Source organism: Nocardiopsis changdeensis, assembly GCF_018316655.1.
Lineage (GTDB): Bacteria > Actinomycetota > Actinomycetes > Streptosporangiales > Streptosporangiaceae > Nocardiopsis > Nocardiopsis changdeensis.
The window spans coordinates 6,319,833-6,333,973 of sequence record NZ_CP074133.1 but is presented as its reverse complement, the minus strand read 5'-3'; the positions used below and the strand labels follow the sequence as shown (position 1 = coordinate 6,333,973).

General features: G+C 66.6%; 24 protein-coding genes. All 24 read left to right on the top strand.

Annotated elements, in window-relative coordinates:
* Window positions 1-2 precede the first annotated feature (2 nt).
* The gene (gene rpsG / locus KGD84_RS28410) at window positions 3-473 is read left to right on the top strand and encodes a 30S ribosomal protein S7 (RefSeq protein WP_220563403.1); all 471 of its coding nucleotides are present in this window, start codon (window positions 3-5) and stop codon (window positions 471-473) included.
* A 42-nt stretch (window positions 474-515) separates the two neighbouring features.
* The gene (gene fusA, locus KGD84_RS28405) at window positions 516-2,630 is read left to right on the top strand and encodes an elongation factor G (RefSeq protein WP_220563402.1); all 2,115 of its coding nucleotides are present in this window, start codon (window positions 516-518) and stop codon (window positions 2,628-2,630) included.
* An 82-nt stretch (window positions 2,631-2,712) separates the two neighbouring features.
* Window positions 2,713-3,906: an elongation factor Tu gene (tuf, locus tag KGD84_RS28400; RefSeq protein ID WP_220563401.1), complete on the top strand. Its 1,194-nt coding sequence runs from the start codon at window positions 2,713-2,715 to the stop codon at window positions 3,904-3,906.
* A gap of 244 nt (window positions 3,907-4,150) precedes the next feature.
* A complete protein-coding gene (gene rpsJ / locus KGD84_RS28395) occupies window positions 4,151-4,459 on the top strand; it encodes a 30S ribosomal protein S10 (protein WP_014908366.1) in 309 nt (102 codons plus the stop codon).
* A 12-nt stretch (window positions 4,460-4,471) separates the two neighbouring features.
* Complete coding sequence (gene rplC / locus KGD84_RS28390) at window positions 4,472-5,122, top strand: 50S ribosomal protein L3 (protein ID WP_220563400.1); 651 nt, start codon at window positions 4,472-4,474, stop codon at window positions 5,120-5,122.
* A 3-nt stretch (window positions 5,123-5,125) separates the two neighbouring features.
* Complete coding sequence (gene rplD / locus KGD84_RS28385; protein WP_220563399.1) at window positions 5,126-5,800, top strand: 50S ribosomal protein L4; 675 nt, start codon at window positions 5,126-5,128, stop codon at window positions 5,798-5,800.
* The gene (gene rplW / locus KGD84_RS28380) at window positions 5,797-6,087 is read left to right on the top strand and encodes a 50S ribosomal protein L23 (RefSeq protein ID WP_220563398.1); all 291 of its coding nucleotides are present in this window, start codon (window positions 5,797-5,799) and stop codon (window positions 6,085-6,087) included. The genes rplD and rplW overlap by 4 nt, the downstream gene beginning before the upstream one ends.
* 55 nt (window positions 6,088-6,142) lie before the next feature.
* Entirely contained in the window at window positions 6,143-6,982 is an 840-nt protein-coding gene (gene rplB / locus KGD84_RS28375; RefSeq protein ID WP_073382314.1) for a 50S ribosomal protein L2, read from the top strand.
* A 12-nt stretch (window positions 6,983-6,994) separates the two neighbouring features.
* The gene (gene rpsS, locus KGD84_RS28370) at window positions 6,995-7,273 is read left to right on the top strand and encodes a 30S ribosomal protein S19 (RefSeq protein ID WP_220563397.1); all 279 of its coding nucleotides are present in this window, start codon (window positions 6,995-6,997) and stop codon (window positions 7,271-7,273) included.
* A 75-nt stretch (window positions 7,274-7,348) separates the two neighbouring features.
* Window positions 7,349-7,717, top strand: a complete 369-nt coding sequence (gene rplV / locus KGD84_RS28365) for a 50S ribosomal protein L22 (protein WP_073382319.1) — start codon at window positions 7,349-7,351, stop codon at window positions 7,715-7,717.
* A complete protein-coding gene (gene rpsC / locus KGD84_RS28360; RefSeq protein ID WP_220563396.1) occupies window positions 7,717-8,523 on the top strand; it encodes a 30S ribosomal protein S3 in 807 nt (268 codons plus the stop codon). Before rplV ends, rpsC begins: the two co-directional genes overlap by 1 nt.
* Window positions 8,524-8,526: 3 nt before the next feature.
* On the top strand, window positions 8,527-8,940 hold the full coding sequence (gene rplP / locus KGD84_RS28355; protein ID WP_220563395.1) for a 50S ribosomal protein L16: 414 nt from the start codon (window positions 8,527-8,529) through the stop codon (window positions 8,938-8,940).
* Window positions 8,940-9,194, top strand: a complete 255-nt coding sequence (rpmC, locus tag KGD84_RS28350; RefSeq protein ID WP_073382437.1) for a 50S ribosomal protein L29 — start codon at window positions 8,940-8,942, stop codon at window positions 9,192-9,194. The genes rplP and rpmC overlap by 1 nt, the downstream gene beginning before the upstream one ends.
* Window positions 9,191-9,463 carry a 30S ribosomal protein S17 gene (gene rpsQ / locus KGD84_RS28345; RefSeq protein WP_220563394.1) on the top strand — a complete coding sequence of 91 codons (273 nt, stop codon included), beginning with the start codon at window positions 9,191-9,193 and terminating at the stop codon, window positions 9,461-9,463. Before rpmC ends, rpsQ begins: the two co-directional genes overlap by 4 nt.
* 105 nt (window positions 9,464-9,568) lie before the next feature.
* On the top strand, window positions 9,569-9,937 hold the full coding sequence (gene rplN, locus KGD84_RS28340; RefSeq protein ID WP_013156121.1) for a 50S ribosomal protein L14: 369 nt from the start codon (window positions 9,569-9,571) through the stop codon (window positions 9,935-9,937).
* A 3-nt stretch (window positions 9,938-9,940) separates the two neighbouring features.
* Window positions 9,941-10,246, top strand: coding sequence for a 50S ribosomal protein L24 (rplX, locus tag KGD84_RS28335; RefSeq protein WP_220563393.1), 306 nt, complete (start codon window positions 9,941-9,943; stop codon window positions 10,244-10,246).
* Window positions 10,246-10,821 carry a 50S ribosomal protein L5 gene (gene rplE, locus KGD84_RS28330; protein ID WP_220563392.1) on the top strand — a complete coding sequence of 192 codons (576 nt, stop codon included), beginning with the start codon at window positions 10,246-10,248 and terminating at the stop codon, window positions 10,819-10,821. The genes rplX and rplE overlap by 1 nt, the downstream gene beginning before the upstream one ends.
* A 13-nt stretch (window positions 10,822-10,834) precedes the next feature.
* Entirely contained in the window at window positions 10,835-11,020 is a 186-nt protein-coding gene (locus tag KGD84_RS28325) for a type Z 30S ribosomal protein S14 (RefSeq protein WP_220563391.1), read from the top strand.
* Between the two features lie 273 nt (window positions 11,021-11,293).
* Complete coding sequence (rpsH, locus tag KGD84_RS28320) at window positions 11,294-11,692, top strand: 30S ribosomal protein S8 (RefSeq protein ID WP_220563390.1); 399 nt, start codon at window positions 11,294-11,296, stop codon at window positions 11,690-11,692.
* An 18-nt stretch (window positions 11,693-11,710) separates the two neighbouring features.
* Window positions 11,711-12,250 carry a 50S ribosomal protein L6 gene (gene rplF / locus KGD84_RS28315; protein ID WP_220563389.1) on the top strand — a complete coding sequence of 180 codons (540 nt, stop codon included), beginning with the start codon at window positions 11,711-11,713 and terminating at the stop codon, window positions 12,248-12,250.
* Between the two features lie 2 nt (window positions 12,251-12,252).
* Window positions 12,253-12,633, top strand: coding sequence for a 50S ribosomal protein L18 (gene rplR / locus KGD84_RS28310; protein ID WP_220563388.1), 381 nt, complete (start codon window positions 12,253-12,255; stop codon window positions 12,631-12,633).
* 51 nt (window positions 12,634-12,684) lie between these two features.
* The gene (gene rpsE / locus KGD84_RS28305; protein ID WP_073382340.1) at window positions 12,685-13,287 is read left to right on the top strand and encodes a 30S ribosomal protein S5; all 603 of its coding nucleotides are present in this window, start codon (window positions 12,685-12,687) and stop codon (window positions 13,285-13,287) included.
* Between the two features lie 2 nt (window positions 13,288-13,289).
* Window positions 13,290-13,475, top strand: coding sequence for a 50S ribosomal protein L30 (gene rpmD / locus KGD84_RS28300; protein ID WP_220563387.1), 186 nt, complete (start codon window positions 13,290-13,292; stop codon window positions 13,473-13,475).
* Window positions 13,472-13,936, top strand: coding sequence for a 50S ribosomal protein L15 (gene rplO, locus KGD84_RS28295; protein ID WP_220563386.1), 465 nt, complete (start codon window positions 13,472-13,474; stop codon window positions 13,934-13,936). Before rpmD ends, rplO begins: the two co-directional genes overlap by 4 nt.
* Window positions 13,937-14,141: the final 205 nt, after the last annotated feature.

The window sequence follows — 14,141 nt, the reverse complement described above, 5'->3', positions numbered from 1 at the left end:
GAATGCCGCGCAAGGGCCCGGCGCCGAAGCGCCAGCTCATCACCGACCCGGTCTACGGCTCGCCGCTCGTCACCGCACTGATCAACAAGGTGCTGCTCGACGGCAAGCGCTCCATCGCCCAGCGCGTCGTCTACGACGCCCTGGAGGGTGCCCGCGAGAAGACCGGCCAGGACCCGCTGGTCGTCCTCAAGCGGGCGCTGGACAACGTCAAGCCCGCGCTGGAGGTCCGCAGCCGCCGTGTCGGTGGCGCGACCTACCAGGTGCCGGTCGAGGTCCGCGCCTCCCGGTCCACCACGCTGGCCCTGCGCTGGCTGGTCTCCTTCTCGCGTCAGCGCCGTGAGAAGACCATGACCGAGCGTCTGATGAACGAGCTGGTCGACGCCAGCAACGGTCTCGGCGCGGCCGTCAAGAAGCGTGAAGACACGCACAAGATGGCCGAGTCGAACAAGGCCTTCGCCCACTACCGCTGGTAACCCCGCGGTTGTACAGCAATAAACCGAGGGAAGACGAGCCTCATGGCTGTTAAGACTGCGCTTGACCTGGGCAGGGTCCGCAACATCGGGATCATGGCCCACATCGACGCGGGCAAGACCACCACCACTGAGCGGATCCTCTACTACACCGGTGTGACCCACAAGGTGGGTGAGGTCCATGACGGCGCCGCCACCATGGACTGGATGAAGGAGGAGCAGGAGCGGGGTATCACCATTACCTCGGCTGCTACCACCACCCACTGGGACGACCACACCATCAACATCATCGACACGCCCGGCCACGTTGACTTCACGGTCGAGGTCGAGCGTTCGCTGCGTGTTCTCGACGGTGCTGTCGCGGTCTTCGACGCCAAGGAAGGCGTCGAGCCCCAGTCGGAGCAGGTCTGGCGTCAGGCTGACCGCTACGGCGTGCCGCGCATCTGTTTCGTCAACAAGATGGACAAGATCGGTGCGGAGTTCCAGCGCTGCGTGGACATGTTCCGCGAGCGCCTGGGCGCCAACGCGATGCCGATCCAGCTGCCCATCGGCGCCGAGGGCGACTTCAAGGGTGTCATCGACCTCGTGAAGATGAAGGCCTACGTCTGGAACGACGAGGCCGCCCTGGGCGAGATGTACGACACGATCGAGATCCCGGACACCCACGCCGACGCCGCGCGTGAGGCTCGCGACCAGTTCCTCGAGACGCTGGCCGAGGCCGATGACGAGATCATGGAGCTGTACCTGGAGGGGCAGGAGCCCACCCTGGAGCAGCTGGTCCCGGCGATCCGCCGCGCCACCATCGCCGGCACGGCGATCCCGGTCGTCTGCGGCACCGCGTTCAAGAACAAGGGCGTCCAGCCCCTGCTCGACGCGGTCGTGGCCTACCTTCCCTCGCCCCTGGACATCGAGGCCATCGAGGGCCACGACCCCAAGGACGAGAGCGAGGAGACCAAGCTCTCGCGCAAGCCCAGCAACGACGAGCCGCTGGCCGCCCTGGTCTTCAAGATCATGAGCGACCCGCACCTCGGCAAGCTGACCTACCTGCGCGTCTACTCGGGCGTTCTCCAGACCGGTACCCAGGTGCTCAACAGCGTCAAGGGCCGCAAGGAGCGCATCGGCAAGATCTACCGCATGCACTCGAACAAGCGTGAGGAGATCTCCGAGGTCGGCGCCGGCGACATCGTCGCCGTCATGGGTCTGAAGGACACCACCACGGGTGAGACGCTCTGCGACCCGCAGAACGCCATCGTCCTGGAGTCCATGACCTTCCCGGCCCCGGTCATCGAGGTGGCCATCGAGCCGAAGACGAAGAGCGACCAGGAGAAGCTGGGCATCGCGATCCAGCGCCTCGCGGAGGAGGACCCCTCCTTCCAGGTCGCCACCGACGACCAGACCGGCCAGACCGTCATCTCCGGTATGGGCGAGCTGCACCTCGAGGTCCTCGTCAACCGCATGCGCGACGAGTTCAAGGTCGAGGCGAACATCGGTAAGCCCCAGGTGGCCTACCGCGAGACCATTCGCAAGAAGGTCGAAGGCCACGTCTACACCCACAAGAAGCAGACGGGTGGCTCGGGCCAGTTCGCCAAGGTCAAGATCGACATCGAGCCCCTCGAGTCGGAGAGCGGCGACACCAGCGGCTACGAGTTCGTCAACGCCGTCACGGGTGGCCGCATCCCGCGCGAGTACATCCCGTCGGTCGACGCCGGCTGCCAGGAGGCCGCGGAGCTGGGCGTCCTCGCCCACTACCCGCTGGTCGGCGTGAAGGTGACGCTGACCGACGGTCAGTACCACGAGGTCGACTCCTCCGAGATGGCCTTCAAGACCGCCGGTTCGATGGCCTTCAAGGAGGCCGTCAAGCTGGCCAAGCCGACTCTCCTGGAGCCGGTCATGGCGGTCGAGGTCACCACCCCTGAGGAGTACATGGGTGACGTGATCGGCGACCTGAACTCCCGCCGTGGACAGATCCAGTCCATGGACGAGCGTTCCGGAGTCCGTCTCGTCAAGGCCCTCGTGCCCCTTTCCGAGATGTTCGGCTACGTGGGTGACCTGCGCAGCCGTACGCAGGGTCGAGCCAACTACTCGATGGTGTTCGACTCCTACGCGGAGGTTCCGTCCGCTGTCGCCCAAGAAATTGTGGCGAAGGTTCGCGGCGAGTAGTCGCGAACACGTAACCAATCCGGTCCCGCCCCCCGGGGCGGGCCCGGATACCAGATAGCTCTGTACGTCTAGGAGACATCCAGTGGCGAAGGAAAAGTTCGAGCGGACTAAGCCGCACGTCAACATCGGCACCATCGGTCACATCGACCACGGCAAGACCACGCTGACCGCGGCCATCACCAAGGTGCTGCACGACGCGTACCCGGAGATCAACCCCTTCACCCCGTTCGAGGACATCGACAACGCTCCCGAGGAGCGCGAGCGCGGTATCACCATCTCCGTCGCCCACGTCGAGTACCAGACCGAGGCGCGTCACTACGCCCACGTCGACTGCCCGGGTCACGCGGACTACGTGAAGAACATGATCACCGGTGCCGCCCAGATGGACGGCGCGATCCTGGTCGTGGCCGCCACCGACGGCCCGATGCCGCAGACCAAGGAGCACGTGCTCCTGGCCCGCCAGGTCGGCGTGCCCTACATCGTGGTGGCCCTGAACAAGGCCGACATGGTGGACGACGAGGAGATCTTCGAGCTCGTCGAGCTCGAGGTCCGCGAGCTGCTCAGCGAGTACGAGTTCCCGGGCGACGACATCCCCGTCACCAAGGTCTCCGCGCTGAAGGCCCTCGAGGGCGACGCCGAGTGGGGCAAGTCCGTCCTGGAGCTCATGGGCACCGTGGACCAGTACATCCCCGAGCCCGAGCGTGACACCGACAAGCCGTTCCTGATGCCGATCGAGGACGTCTTCTCGATCACCGGTCGCGGCACCGTCGTCACCGGCCGCATCGAGCGCGGCATCGTGAACGTCAACGAGACCGTCGACATCGTCGGTATCAAGGACGAGAAGCAGACCACCACGGTCACCGGTGTCGAGATGTTCCGCAAGCTGCTCGACCAGGGCCAGGCCGGCGACAACGTCGGTCTGCTCCTGCGCGGCATCAAGCGCGAGGACGTCGAGCGCGGCCAGGTCGTCATCAAGCCGGGCACGACCACCCCGCACACCGAGTTCGAGGCCCAGGTCGTCATCCTGTCCAAGGACGAGGGTGGCCGCCACACGCCGTTCTTCAACAACTACCGCCCGCAGTTCTACTTCCGCACCACCGACGTCACCGGCGTCGTGACGCTGCCGGAGGGCACCGAGATGGTCATGCCCGGTGACAACACCGAGATGACCGTCCAGCTGATCCAGCCGGTCGCGATGGAAGAGGGCCTGAAGTTCGCCATCCGCGAGGGTGGCCGGACCGTGGGCGCCGGTCGCGTCACGAAGATCCTCAAGTAGCACACGCCGGGGTGGCTCCCCACGGAGCCGCCCCGACGTGCCGGGCGGGCCGCCCTCACGGCGGCCCGCCCGGCACAACGAAAAGACGTCATCGGGCTCTGTGACGGTGACGCACCGCAGGGGCAAGCCCTGTTGCGGTTTCTCAAGGGAATAGGGGCTCACGGCTGTAGGCGGATTCCGCCTGGCCTGGGCGTCTGTGACCGGACACCGTTACGGACACTGAAGCGAAGGACGAACAGGCCACATGGCGGGACAGAAGATCCGCATTCGGCTAAAGGCCTATGACCACGAGGTCATCGACAGCTCGGCGAAGAAGATCGTCGAGACTGTGACGCGAACTGGCGCACAGGTCGCGGGCCCGGTGCCGCTGCCGACGGAGAAGAACGTTTACTGCGTCATCCGATCGCCGCACAAGTACAAGGACTCGCGCGAGCACTTCGAGATGCGCACCCACAAGCGGCTGATCGACATCATCGACCCCACGCCGAAGACGGTCGACTCGCTCATGCGTCTCGACCTCCCGGCCGGCGTTGACATCGAGATCAAGCTTTAAGGACGCACAGACATGGCCACCAAGCAGATCAAGGGAGTTCTGGGCGAAAAGCTCGGCATGACCCAGGTCTTCGACGACGCGGGCAAGATGGTGCCCGTGACGGTTCTGAAGGCCGGTCCGTGCGTCGTGAGCCGGATCCGGACCCCGGACACCGACGGCTACTCCGCCATTCAGATCGGTTTCGGGCAGATCAACCCGCGCAAGGTCAACAAGCCTCTCGGCGACTACCTGCGCAAGAACGACCTGACCCCGCGCCGCCACTACGTCGAGGTCCGCACGGACGACGCCTCCGAGTACACGCTCGGCCAGGAGGTCACCGCGGACGTCTTCGAGAGCGGCCAGAAGGTCGACGTCTCGGGCAAGAGCAAGGGCAAGGGCTTCGCCGGTGTGATGAAGCGCCACGGCTTCCGTGGTCTCTCCGCCTCGCACGGCACGCAGCGCAAGCACCGCTCGCCCGGTTCCATCGGCGGCTGCGCCACGCCCGGCCGCGTTTTCAAGGGCATGCGGATGGCCGGGCGCATGGGCAACGTGCGCAAGACCGTCCAGAACCTGACCGTTCACTCCGTGGACGCGGAGAAGGGCCTCATCCTGGTCAAGGGTGCTGTTCCCGGTCCCAACGGCGGTCTGGTGCTCGTCCGCACCGCTGTGAAGGGGGACAAGTAAGCCATGGCCCAGATCGAGGTCAAGAACCCCGAGGGCGGCGCCAAGGGCAGCGTCGAGCTGCCGGAGAGCGTCTTCGCCCAGCAGGTCAGCATCCCGCTGATCCACCAGGTCGTGAACGCCCAGCTGGCCGCCGGCCGCCAGGGCACCCACGCGACCAAGACCCGCGGCGACGTCCGCGGCGGTGGTAAGAAGCCGTACCGCCAGAAGGGCACGGGTCGCGCCCGCCAGGGCTCCATCCGCGCTCCTCAGTACACCGGCGGTGGCACGGTCCACGGGCCCCAGCCCCGCGACTACAGCCAGCGCACCCCGAAGAAGATGAAGGCCGCCGCCCTGCGCGGTGCCCTCTCCGACCGGGCGCGCCACGGCCGCATCCACGTCATCAGCCACTTCGTGGCCGAGGACGCCGACGCGAAGCTCACGCAGTCCGCCCTCAAGGCGCTGCGCCAGGTGACCGAGTCCGACAAGGTCCTGGTCGTCCTGGCCCGCGAGGACGAGCACAACCGACGTGCTCTGCGCAACCTCGAAGAGGTGCACATCCTCGACGCCGACCAGGTGAACACCTACGACGTCCTCTACGCGGACGACATCGTGTTCACCGAGGCGGGCTACGCCGAGTTCCTGGCTCACGCCTCCGGCGCCGCCAAGGCCGCTGCTCAGTCCGAGGAGGACGACCAGTGAGGATCCCCGACCCGCGGGACATCATCATCGAGCCGGTGATCTCGGAGAAGAGCTACGGGCTCATGGACGAGAACAAGTACACGTTCATCGTTCACCCGGACGCCAACAAGACCCAGATCAAGATCGCTATCAAGCAGATCTTCGAGGTCGAGGTCACCGCGGTGAACACGATCAACCGCAAGGGCAAGCGCAAGCGGACCCGCTTCGGGTACGGCAAGCGCCCGGACACCAAGCGCGCGATCGTCAGTGTCGCGGACGGCCAGCAGATCGACATCTTCGGTCGCTAGCAGTCCCCGCCTGACCGCTCCACACCAGTAACACGTAAAGGAATGCACGAAGAAGATGGGCATTCGTAAGTACAAGCCGACGACGCCGGGTCGTCGCGGTTCCAGCGTGAGCGACTTCGTCGAGATCACGCGCTCGGAGCCGGAGAAGTCCCTGGTCCGTCCGCTCCACTCCAAGGGCGGTCGCAACGGCCACGGCCGGATCACCGCCCGTCACCAGGGTGGCGGCCACAAGCGCGCCTACCGCGTGATCGACTTCCGTCGTCACGACAAGGACGGCGTGCCGGCCAAGGTCGCTCACATCGAGTACGACCCGAACCGCACCGCGCGCATCGCCCTCCTCCACTACGTGGACGGTGAGAAGCGCTACATTCTCGCGCCCGCCGGCCTCAAGCAGGGCGACCGCGTCGAGAACGGCCCGCAGTCCGACATCAAGCCGGGCAACTGCCTCCCGCTGCGCAACATCCCCACGGGTACGTTCGTGCACGCGGTCGAGCTGAAGCCGGGTGGCGGGGCCAAGCTGGGCCGCTCCGCGGGTACTCAGATCCAGCTCCTGGCCAAGGAGGGGCGCTACGCCACGCTGCGTATGCCCTCCGGCGAGATGCGCATGGTCGAGATCTCCTGCCGCGCGACCGTCGGCCAGGTGGGCAACGCCGAGCAGTCCAACATCAACTGGGGCAAGGCCGGCCGCTCGCGGTGGAAGGGCAAGCGCCCGACCGTCCGCGGTGTGGTCATGAACCCCGTCGACCACCCGCACGGTGGTGGTGAGGGCAAGACCTCCGGTGGTCGCCACCCGGTCAGCCCGTGGGGCAAGAAGGAAGGCCGGACCCGGGCCAAGAACAAGGCCAGCGACAAGCTGATCGTTCGGCGTCGGCGCAGCGGCAAGAAGAAGCGGTAAGGAGCACGTCTGATGCCACGTAGCCTGAAGAAGGGCCCGTTCGTCGACGACCACCTTCTCAAGAAGGTGGAGTCGCAGAACGAGGCCAACACCAAGAACGTCATCAAGACGTGGTCCCGTCGGTCCATGATCATCCCCGAGATGATCGGCCACACCATCGCCGTCCACGACGGTCGCAAGCACGTCCCCGTGTTCGTGTCCGAGTCCATGGTCGGCCACAAGCTCGGCGAGTTCGCTCCCACGCGTACTTTCCGCAGCCACGTCAAGGAAGACCGCCGTAGCCGCCGTTAGTCGGTTGCAACAGGCAGTAAGAACCACGTTCTCCACGGTGAGTGGAGATGAATTTCCGTGAGCGAGGGAAAAGCGATGGGAACGAGGGCACAGGCACGGTTCGTCCGTGTTACGCCCCGAAAGGCCCGCCGGGTGGTGGACCTTATTCGCGGGTTGCCCGCTGACGAGGCACAGGCGGTGCTCCGGTTCGCGCCCCAGTCGGCGAGCGAGCCTGTTGGCAAGGTACTGGCCAGTGCCATCGCCAACGCTGAGCACAACGACAAGCTGGACCGCGAGTCGCTGGTCGTCGAGGGCGCCTGGGTGGACGAGGGTCCGACCCTGAAGCGCATTCGACCCCGTGGCTTCGGCCGGGCCTTCCGAGTCACCAAGCGTACGAGCCACATCACCGTGGTCGTCGCCGAGCGCTCGGGCGCCTCGTCCAAGACCAAGGAAAGGACCCGATAGTGGGGCAGAAGGTTAACCCGCACGGGTTCCGCCTCGGCGTCACCACCGACTTCAAGAGCCGCTGGTACGCCGACAAGTCCTACAAGGACTACGTCAAGGAAGACGTCGCGATCCGCCGCATGCTGACCCGCGGCATGGAGCGCGCCGGCATCTCCAAGGTCGAGATCGAGCGCACCCGCGACCGCGTCCGCGTCGACGTCTACACCGCCCGGCCGGGCATCGTCATCGGCCGCCGCGGCGTGGAGGCCGACCGCATCCGGACCGACCTCGAGAAGCTGACCTCCAAGCAGGTCCAGCTGAACGTCTTCGAGGTCAAGAACCCGGAGATCGACGCGCAGCTGGTCGCCCAGGGCGTCGCCGAGCAGCTGAGCAGCCGCGTGGCCTTCCGCCGCGCGATGCGCAAGGCCATGCAGAGCGCGATCAAGTCCGGTGCCAAGGGCATCCGGATCCAGTGCGGTGGCCGTCTGGGCGGGGCCGAGATGTCCCGCTCGGAGTTCTACCGCGAGGGTCGCGTGCCGCTGCACACCCTGCGCGCCGACATCGACTACGGCTTCTTCGAGGCCCGTACGACCTTCGGCCGCATCGGTGTGAAGGTCTGGATCTACAAGGGTGACGCTCCGGCCACCCGCGCCGAGCGCGAGGCGGCCCAGGCCGCGCAGCGCTCCGCCGGCGGTGGCGGTGGCGGCGGCGGTCAGCGCCGCGAGCGCCCGCAGCGCCGTCGTCGCGGCGGTGCCGCCGGTGGCGGTCAGCCGCAGAACGCCGAGGCCAAGGCCCCGGCCGAGTCCGCTCAGTCCGAGGGGAGCTGACCAGTGCTTATTCCTCGTAAGGTCAAGTACCGCAAGCAGCACCACCCGGACCTGCGCGGCAAGGCCAAGGGCGGCACGACCGTCAACTTCGGTGAGTTCGGCATCCAGGCTCTGGAGTCGGCTTACGTGACCAACCGGCAGATCGAGTCCGCTCGTATCGCCATGACGCGTCACATCAAGCGTGGCGGCAAGGTCTGGATCAACATCTTCCCGGACCGCCCGCTGACGAAGAAGCCCGCCGAGGTCCGCATGGGTTCCGGTAAGGGTTCCCCGGAGTGGTGGGTCGCGCCGGTCAAGCCCGGTCGTGTGATGTTCGAGCTGTCGGGCGTGCCCGAGGACATCGCCAAGGAGGCGATGCGCCGTGCCATGCACAAGCTCCCGATGAAGTGCAAGTTCGTTAAGCGGGAGGGGGAGTGATGGCCAAGTCCGTGACTGCCCAGGAGCTCCGCGACCAGTCCGTCGAGGACCTGGCCGAGAAGCTGAAGGAAGCCAAGGCCGAGCTCTTCAACCTCCGCTTCCAGGCCGCGACCGGTCAGCTCGACAACCACAGCCGACTGCGCACCGTCAAGCGCGAGATCGCGCGGATCTACACGATCCTGCGCGAGCACGAGCTGGGTATCGCCCCGCTGTCTGGTGAGTCGGCGCAGGAGTCGAAGGAAGCAGCCGAATGAGTGAGAACCAGACCGAGGCTCGCAGCTACCGCAAGGTGCGCGAGGGCTACGTCGTCAGCGACAAGATGGACAAGACCGTCGTCGTCGAGGTCGAGGACCGTGTGAAGCACGCCCTTTACGGCAAGGTCATCCGCCGTACGACCAAGTACAAGGCGCACGACGAGGCGAACTCCTGCGGCGTCGGCGACCGCGTCCGGGTCATGGAGACGCGGCCGCTCTCTGCGACGAAGCGTTGGCGCGTCGTGGAGATCCTGGAGAAGGCTAAGTAACCCCAGCCTGTCGGCGGCCGACACCCGTTGTCGGCCGCCGGCGCGAGGGGTGCAGACCACCTAGCCGTGCGGCAGTGGACCGCACGCATCACATCAGGAGCAGACGTGATTCAGCAGGAGTCGCGACTCAAGGTCGCCGACAACACGGGTGCGAAGGAGATTCTCACCATCCGTGTTCTCGGTGGCTCGGGTCGGCGCTACGCCGGGATCGGCGACACGATCGTCGCCACGGTGAAGGACGCCCTGCCTGGCGCTGGAGTCAAGAAGGGCGACGTCGTCAAGGCCGTTGTCGTGCGCACCGTCAAGGAGCGCCGCCGGCCCGACGGCTCCTACATCCGCTTCGATGAGAACGCTGCCGTGCTCATCAAGGACGGTGGGGACCCGCGAGGCACCCGTATCTTCGGCCCGGTGGGCCGCGAGCTGCGGGACAAGAAGTACATGCGCATCATTTCGCTTGCGCCGGAGGTGCTGTAGGCGATGAAGATCAAATCTGGCGACGAGGTCATCGTCATCGCCGGCAAGGACAAGGGTGCCACGGGCAAGGTCGTCAAGGCCCTGCCCAAGGAGGACCGTGTCGTCGTCGAGGGCGTCAACCTGGTCAAGAAGCACAGGAAGGCCAACCCGGCGGGCGGCCAGCAGGGCGAGGTCGTCACCAAGGAGGCCCCGATCCACGTGAGCAACGTCGCGCTCGTGGAAGACGGCAAGGCCGCCCGGGTGGGCTACCGCTTCGAGGAAGACGGAACCAAGGTTCGGGTCTCCCGCCGCACCGGTAAGGACATCTGATGACGGTTACCAACGACATCACGGCCCCGCCGATGCCGCGGCTCAAGGAGAAGTACCGGAACGAGATCGTTCCGGCCCTCAAGGACGAGCACGGCATCACCAACATCATGCAGGTCCCCGGTCTGACGAAGATCGTGGTCAACATGGGTGTCGGTGAGGCGGCGCGTGACGCCAAGCTCATCCAGGGCGCGATCGCCGACCTGTCGGCGATCACCGGGCAGAAGCCGCGGATCAACCGGGCGAAGAACTCCATCGCGCAGTTCAAGCTGCGCGAGGGCCAGCCGATCGGCGCCAGCGTCACGCTGCGCGGCGACCGGATGTGGGAGTTCCTCGACCGGCTGCTCTCCCTGGCGCTGCCCCGGATCCGGGACTTCCGTGGCCTTTCCCCGAAGCAGTTCGACGGGAACGGCAACTACACCTTCGGTCTGACCGAGCAGGTCATGTTCCACGAGGTGGACCCGGACAAGGTCGACCGCGTGCGTGGGATGGACATCACCGTCGTCACCAGCGCGATCAACGACGACCAGGGCCGCAGCCTGCTCAAGCGGCTCGGTTTCCCGTTCAAGGAAGCCTGAGGGGTAAGCACAGATGGCTAAGAAGGCTCTGATCGCCAAGGCGCAGCGGAAGCCGAAGTTCGGCGTTCGCGCGTATACTCGATGCTCGCGGTGCGGTCGCCCGCGCGCCGTCTTCCGGAAGTTCGGCCTGTGCCGTATCTGCTTCCGCGAGATGGCCCACCGGGGCGAGCTGCCCGGTATCACCAAGTCGAGCTGGTAGTCCCCGGCGGGGCCGACCCGCGCCCGTCCCCCTCGGACGGTGTGCGCGGCGCTCGGCCCCACCGAGGCGCCGCACGGCGTCTCACAAAGTGTCCGCCCCCTCACGGGCGGAACGGCATGATCTCAACCAATCAGGGCACGGCAGTCCCGGGAGGGACGGCGGTGCCCACGACCACGCCGAAGGTCCGGTCGTGCGTCCCCGCGGGTTCACGCGGGGAACGGGTTCTGGAAAGACCCGCACACGGAAACCGCGGTGAGGAAGGGCCAGTCGGCCATGACAATGACCGACCCGATCGCAGACATGTTGACGCGTCTGCGTAACGCGAATTCGGCTTACCACGACACCGTGGCCATGCCGTATTCCAAGATCAAGGCGCACATCGCCGAGATCCTCCAGCAGGAGGGCTTCATTCAGGGCTGGCGGAGCGAGGACGCCCAGGTGGGCAAGAACCTCGTCCTGGACCTGAAGTACGGCCCCACCCGGGAGCGTTCGATCGCGGGCATCCGACGGGTCTCCAAGCCCGGTCTGCGGGTGTACGCCAAGAAGGAGAACCTGCCCCGGGTCCTCGGGGGCCTCGGCGTGGCGATCATTTCGACGTCCGGCGGCCTGATGACCGACAAGCAGGCCAAGAAGAACGGCGTTGGCGGCGAAGTCCTCGCCTACGTCTGGTAACCAGGGAGAGATTGAAGCATGTCGCGTATCGGTCGACTGCCGATCTCGGCCCCCAAGGGCGTCGAAGTCACGATTAACGGGCAAGACGTCACTGTCAAGGGGCCGAAGGGCGAACTCAAGCACACCGTCGCCGAGCCGATCACCGTCGCGAAGGACGCCGAAGGCGTCGTCACGGTGTCCCGCCCGGACGACAAGCCGGAGAACCGCTCGCTGCACGGGCTGACCCGTGCGCTGCTGGCGAACCTGGTCGAGGGTGTCTCCAAGGGGTACGCCAAGACCCTGGAGATCCACGGCGTCGGTTACCGCGTCCAGGCCCGCGGCTCCAACCTGGAGTTCTCGCTGGGCTACAGCCACCCCGTCGTGGTGGAGCCCCCGGAGGGCATCACCTTCCGCGTCGAGAAGCCCACGCTCCTCCACGTGGAGGGCATCGACAAGCAGCTCGTGGGTCAGGTCGCGGCGAACATCCGCAGTCTGCGCAAGCCCGACCCGTACAAGGCCAAGGGCGTGCGGTACCAGGGTGAGCACATCCGCCGCAAGGCCGGAAAGGCTGGTAAGTAGGCATGGGTATCACCGTGGCCCGCAAGCGGACCGCCAAGCGCGCGACCTCGCGTGCGCGCCGCCAGTTCCGCGTCCGCAAGAAGATCTTCGGCACCGCCGAGCGTCCGCGCCTGGCCGTGTTCCGCTCCTCCAAGCACATCGTCGCCCAGGTCATCGACGACACCAAGGGTCACACCCTGGTCGCGGCCTCCAGCGTCGAGACGGACCTGCGCTCCTTCGAGGGCACCAAGTCGGACAAGTCCGCGCAGGTCGGCCGCCTCATCGCGGAGCGTGCGAAGGCCGCCGGCGTCACCACCGTGGTCTTCGACCGCGGCGGGTTCCAGTACGCCGGCCGGATCGCCAAGCTCGCCGACGCGGCGCGCGAGGGCGGGCTGGAGTTCTAGGCGTATGACCTCTGTAAAGGCTGAGAACAACCACGAGAAGAGGAACCACTGATGGCTGCAGCACCGCGGCGCGGCGCCGGTGGCGAGCGGCGTGATCGCCGTGACGATCGCCGCGGCGGCGCCGCAGACAAGGGTGTCTCCTACATCGAGAAGGTCGTGACCATCAACCGGGTCGCGAAGGTCGTCAAGGGCGGCCGTCGCTTCTCCTTCACCGCCCTGGTCGTCGTCGGCGACGGCAACGGCATGGTCGGTGTGGGTTACGGCAAGGCCAAGGAGGTCCCGGCCGCGATCGCCAAGGGTGTCGAGGAGGCGAAGAAGAACTTCTTCCGCGTCCCCCGCATCCAGGGCACGATCACGCACCGGGTCCAGGGTGAGGCCGCCGCCGGCGTCGTCCTGCTCCGTCCGGCCGCCCCGGGTACCGGTGTCATCGCCGGCGGCCCCGTGCGCGCCGTCCTGGAGTGCGCCGGCATCCACGACATCCTGAGCAAGTCGCTCGGGTCGTCCAACCCGCTGAACATCGTGCACGCCACGGTCGCCGCGCTCAAGGGGCTCAACCAGCCCGAGGAGATCGCCGCCCGCCGTGGCCTGCCGATCGAGGACGTCGCCCCGGCCGCCATGCTGCGCGCTCGTGCTGAGGCGAAGGCAGGAGCCTGACCATGGCCAAGCTCAAGATCACGCAGACCCGTTCCAAGATCGGCGGCAAGAAGAAGCAGCACGCTGCTCTGCAGTCGCTGGGCCTGGGCCGGATCGGCAAGTCCACCGTCCGTGAGGACCGTCCCGAGGTGCGCGGCCAGCTCATGATCGTCTCGCACCTGGTCACTGTCGAGGAGGTCGCGGAATGAGCGACTACAACCCCGACGAGCTGCTCAAGCTGCACCACCTGCGGCCCGCCCCGGGCGCCAACAAGGCCAAGATCCGCAAGGGTCGCGGCGAGGCGTCCAAGGGCAAGACCGCCGGTCGCGGCACCAAGGGCACCAAGGCTCGTAACACCGTCCGCCCCGGCTTCGAGGGCGGGCAGATGCCCCTCATCCGCCGGGTGCCCAAGCTCAAGGGCTTCAGCAACGCCAGGTTCAAGAAGACCTACCAGGTCGTCAACCTGGACAAGCTGAGCGAGCTGTTCCCGGAGGGCGGCGAGGTCACCGTGGCCACGCTGGTCGCCAAGGGCGCCGTTCGCAAGAACGAGCTCGTCAAGGTGCTGGGCACCGGTGAGATCACCGTCGCCGTGCAGGTGAGCGCTGACGCGTTCTCCGCCTCGGCGAAGGAGAAGATCACCGCGGCCGGTGGCACCGTCACCGAGCTGTAGGGGTCAACCCCGCATGCGCACACTGGGGCGCCCGCCCGGGCCGGTCGGAGAACGATCGGGCCGGCGGGCGCCCCGCGTGCTTGTGAGTGTTGATCGTTATGACTCGCGAACTCAACAGCACGGTGATGGCTGTTACAGTGCCATCTGTTTGACCTCACCGCTTGACGTAGTGTGAGTACTTCCGAGCACCGGGCCACCGCCCGGG

Bases quoted from the DNA above. Each gene is read 5' to 3' on its own strand.
- rplE (WP_220563392.1), top strand. From the start codon at position 10,246: ATGACGGTTACCAACGACATCACGGCCCCGCCGATGCCGCGGCTCAAG.
- rplO (WP_220563386.1), top strand. From the start codon at position 13,472: ATGAGCGACTACAACCCCGACGAGCTGCTCAAGCTGCACCACCTGCGG.
- rpmC (WP_073382437.1), top strand. From the start codon at position 8,940: ATGGCCAAGTCCGTGACTGCCCAGGAGCTCCGCGACCAGTCCGTCGAG.
- rpsS (WP_220563397.1), top strand. From the start codon at position 6,995: ATGCCACGTAGCCTGAAGAAGGGCCCGTTCGTCGACGACCACCTTCTC.
- fusA (WP_220563402.1), top strand. From the start codon at position 516: ATGGCTGTTAAGACTGCGCTTGACCTGGGCAGGGTCCGCAACATCGGG.
- rplF (WP_220563389.1), top strand. From the start codon at position 11,711: ATGTCGCGTATCGGTCGACTGCCGATCTCGGCCCCCAAGGGCGTCGAA.
- rpsJ (WP_014908366.1), top strand. From the start codon at position 4,151: ATGGCGGGACAGAAGATCCGCATTCGGCTAAAGGCCTATGACCACGAG.
- rpmD (WP_220563387.1), top strand. From the start codon at position 13,290: ATGGCCAAGCTCAAGATCACGCAGACCCGTTCCAAGATCGGCGGCAAG.
- rplR (WP_220563388.1), top strand. From the start codon at position 12,253: ATGGGTATCACCGTGGCCCGCAAGCGGACCGCCAAGCGCGCGACCTCG.
- rplC (WP_220563400.1), top strand. From the start codon at position 4,472: ATGGCCACCAAGCAGATCAAGGGAGTTCTGGGCGAAAAGCTCGGCATG.
- rpsQ (WP_220563394.1), top strand. From the start codon at position 9,191: ATGAGTGAGAACCAGACCGAGGCTCGCAGCTACCGCAAGGTGCGCGAG.
- KGD84_RS28325 (WP_220563391.1), top strand. From the start codon at position 10,835: ATGGCTAAGAAGGCTCTGATCGCCAAGGCGCAGCGGAAGCCGAAGTTC.
- rpsH (WP_220563390.1), top strand. From the start codon at position 11,294: ATGACAATGACCGACCCGATCGCAGACATGTTGACGCGTCTGCGTAAC.
- rplB (WP_073382314.1), top strand. From the start codon at position 6,143: ATGGGCATTCGTAAGTACAAGCCGACGACGCCGGGTCGTCGCGGTTCC.
- rplX (WP_220563393.1), top strand. From the start codon at position 9,941: ATGAAGATCAAATCTGGCGACGAGGTCATCGTCATCGCCGGCAAGGAC.
- rpsE (WP_073382340.1), top strand. From the start codon at position 12,685: ATGGCTGCAGCACCGCGGCGCGGCGCCGGTGGCGAGCGGCGTGATCGC.
- rplV (WP_073382319.1), top strand. From the start codon at position 7,349: ATGGGAACGAGGGCACAGGCACGGTTCGTCCGTGTTACGCCCCGAAAG.
- rplD (WP_220563399.1), top strand. From the start codon at position 5,126: ATGGCCCAGATCGAGGTCAAGAACCCCGAGGGCGGCGCCAAGGGCAGC.
- rpsG (WP_220563403.1), top strand. From the start codon at position 3: ATGCCGCGCAAGGGCCCGGCGCCGAAGCGCCAGCTCATCACCGACCCG.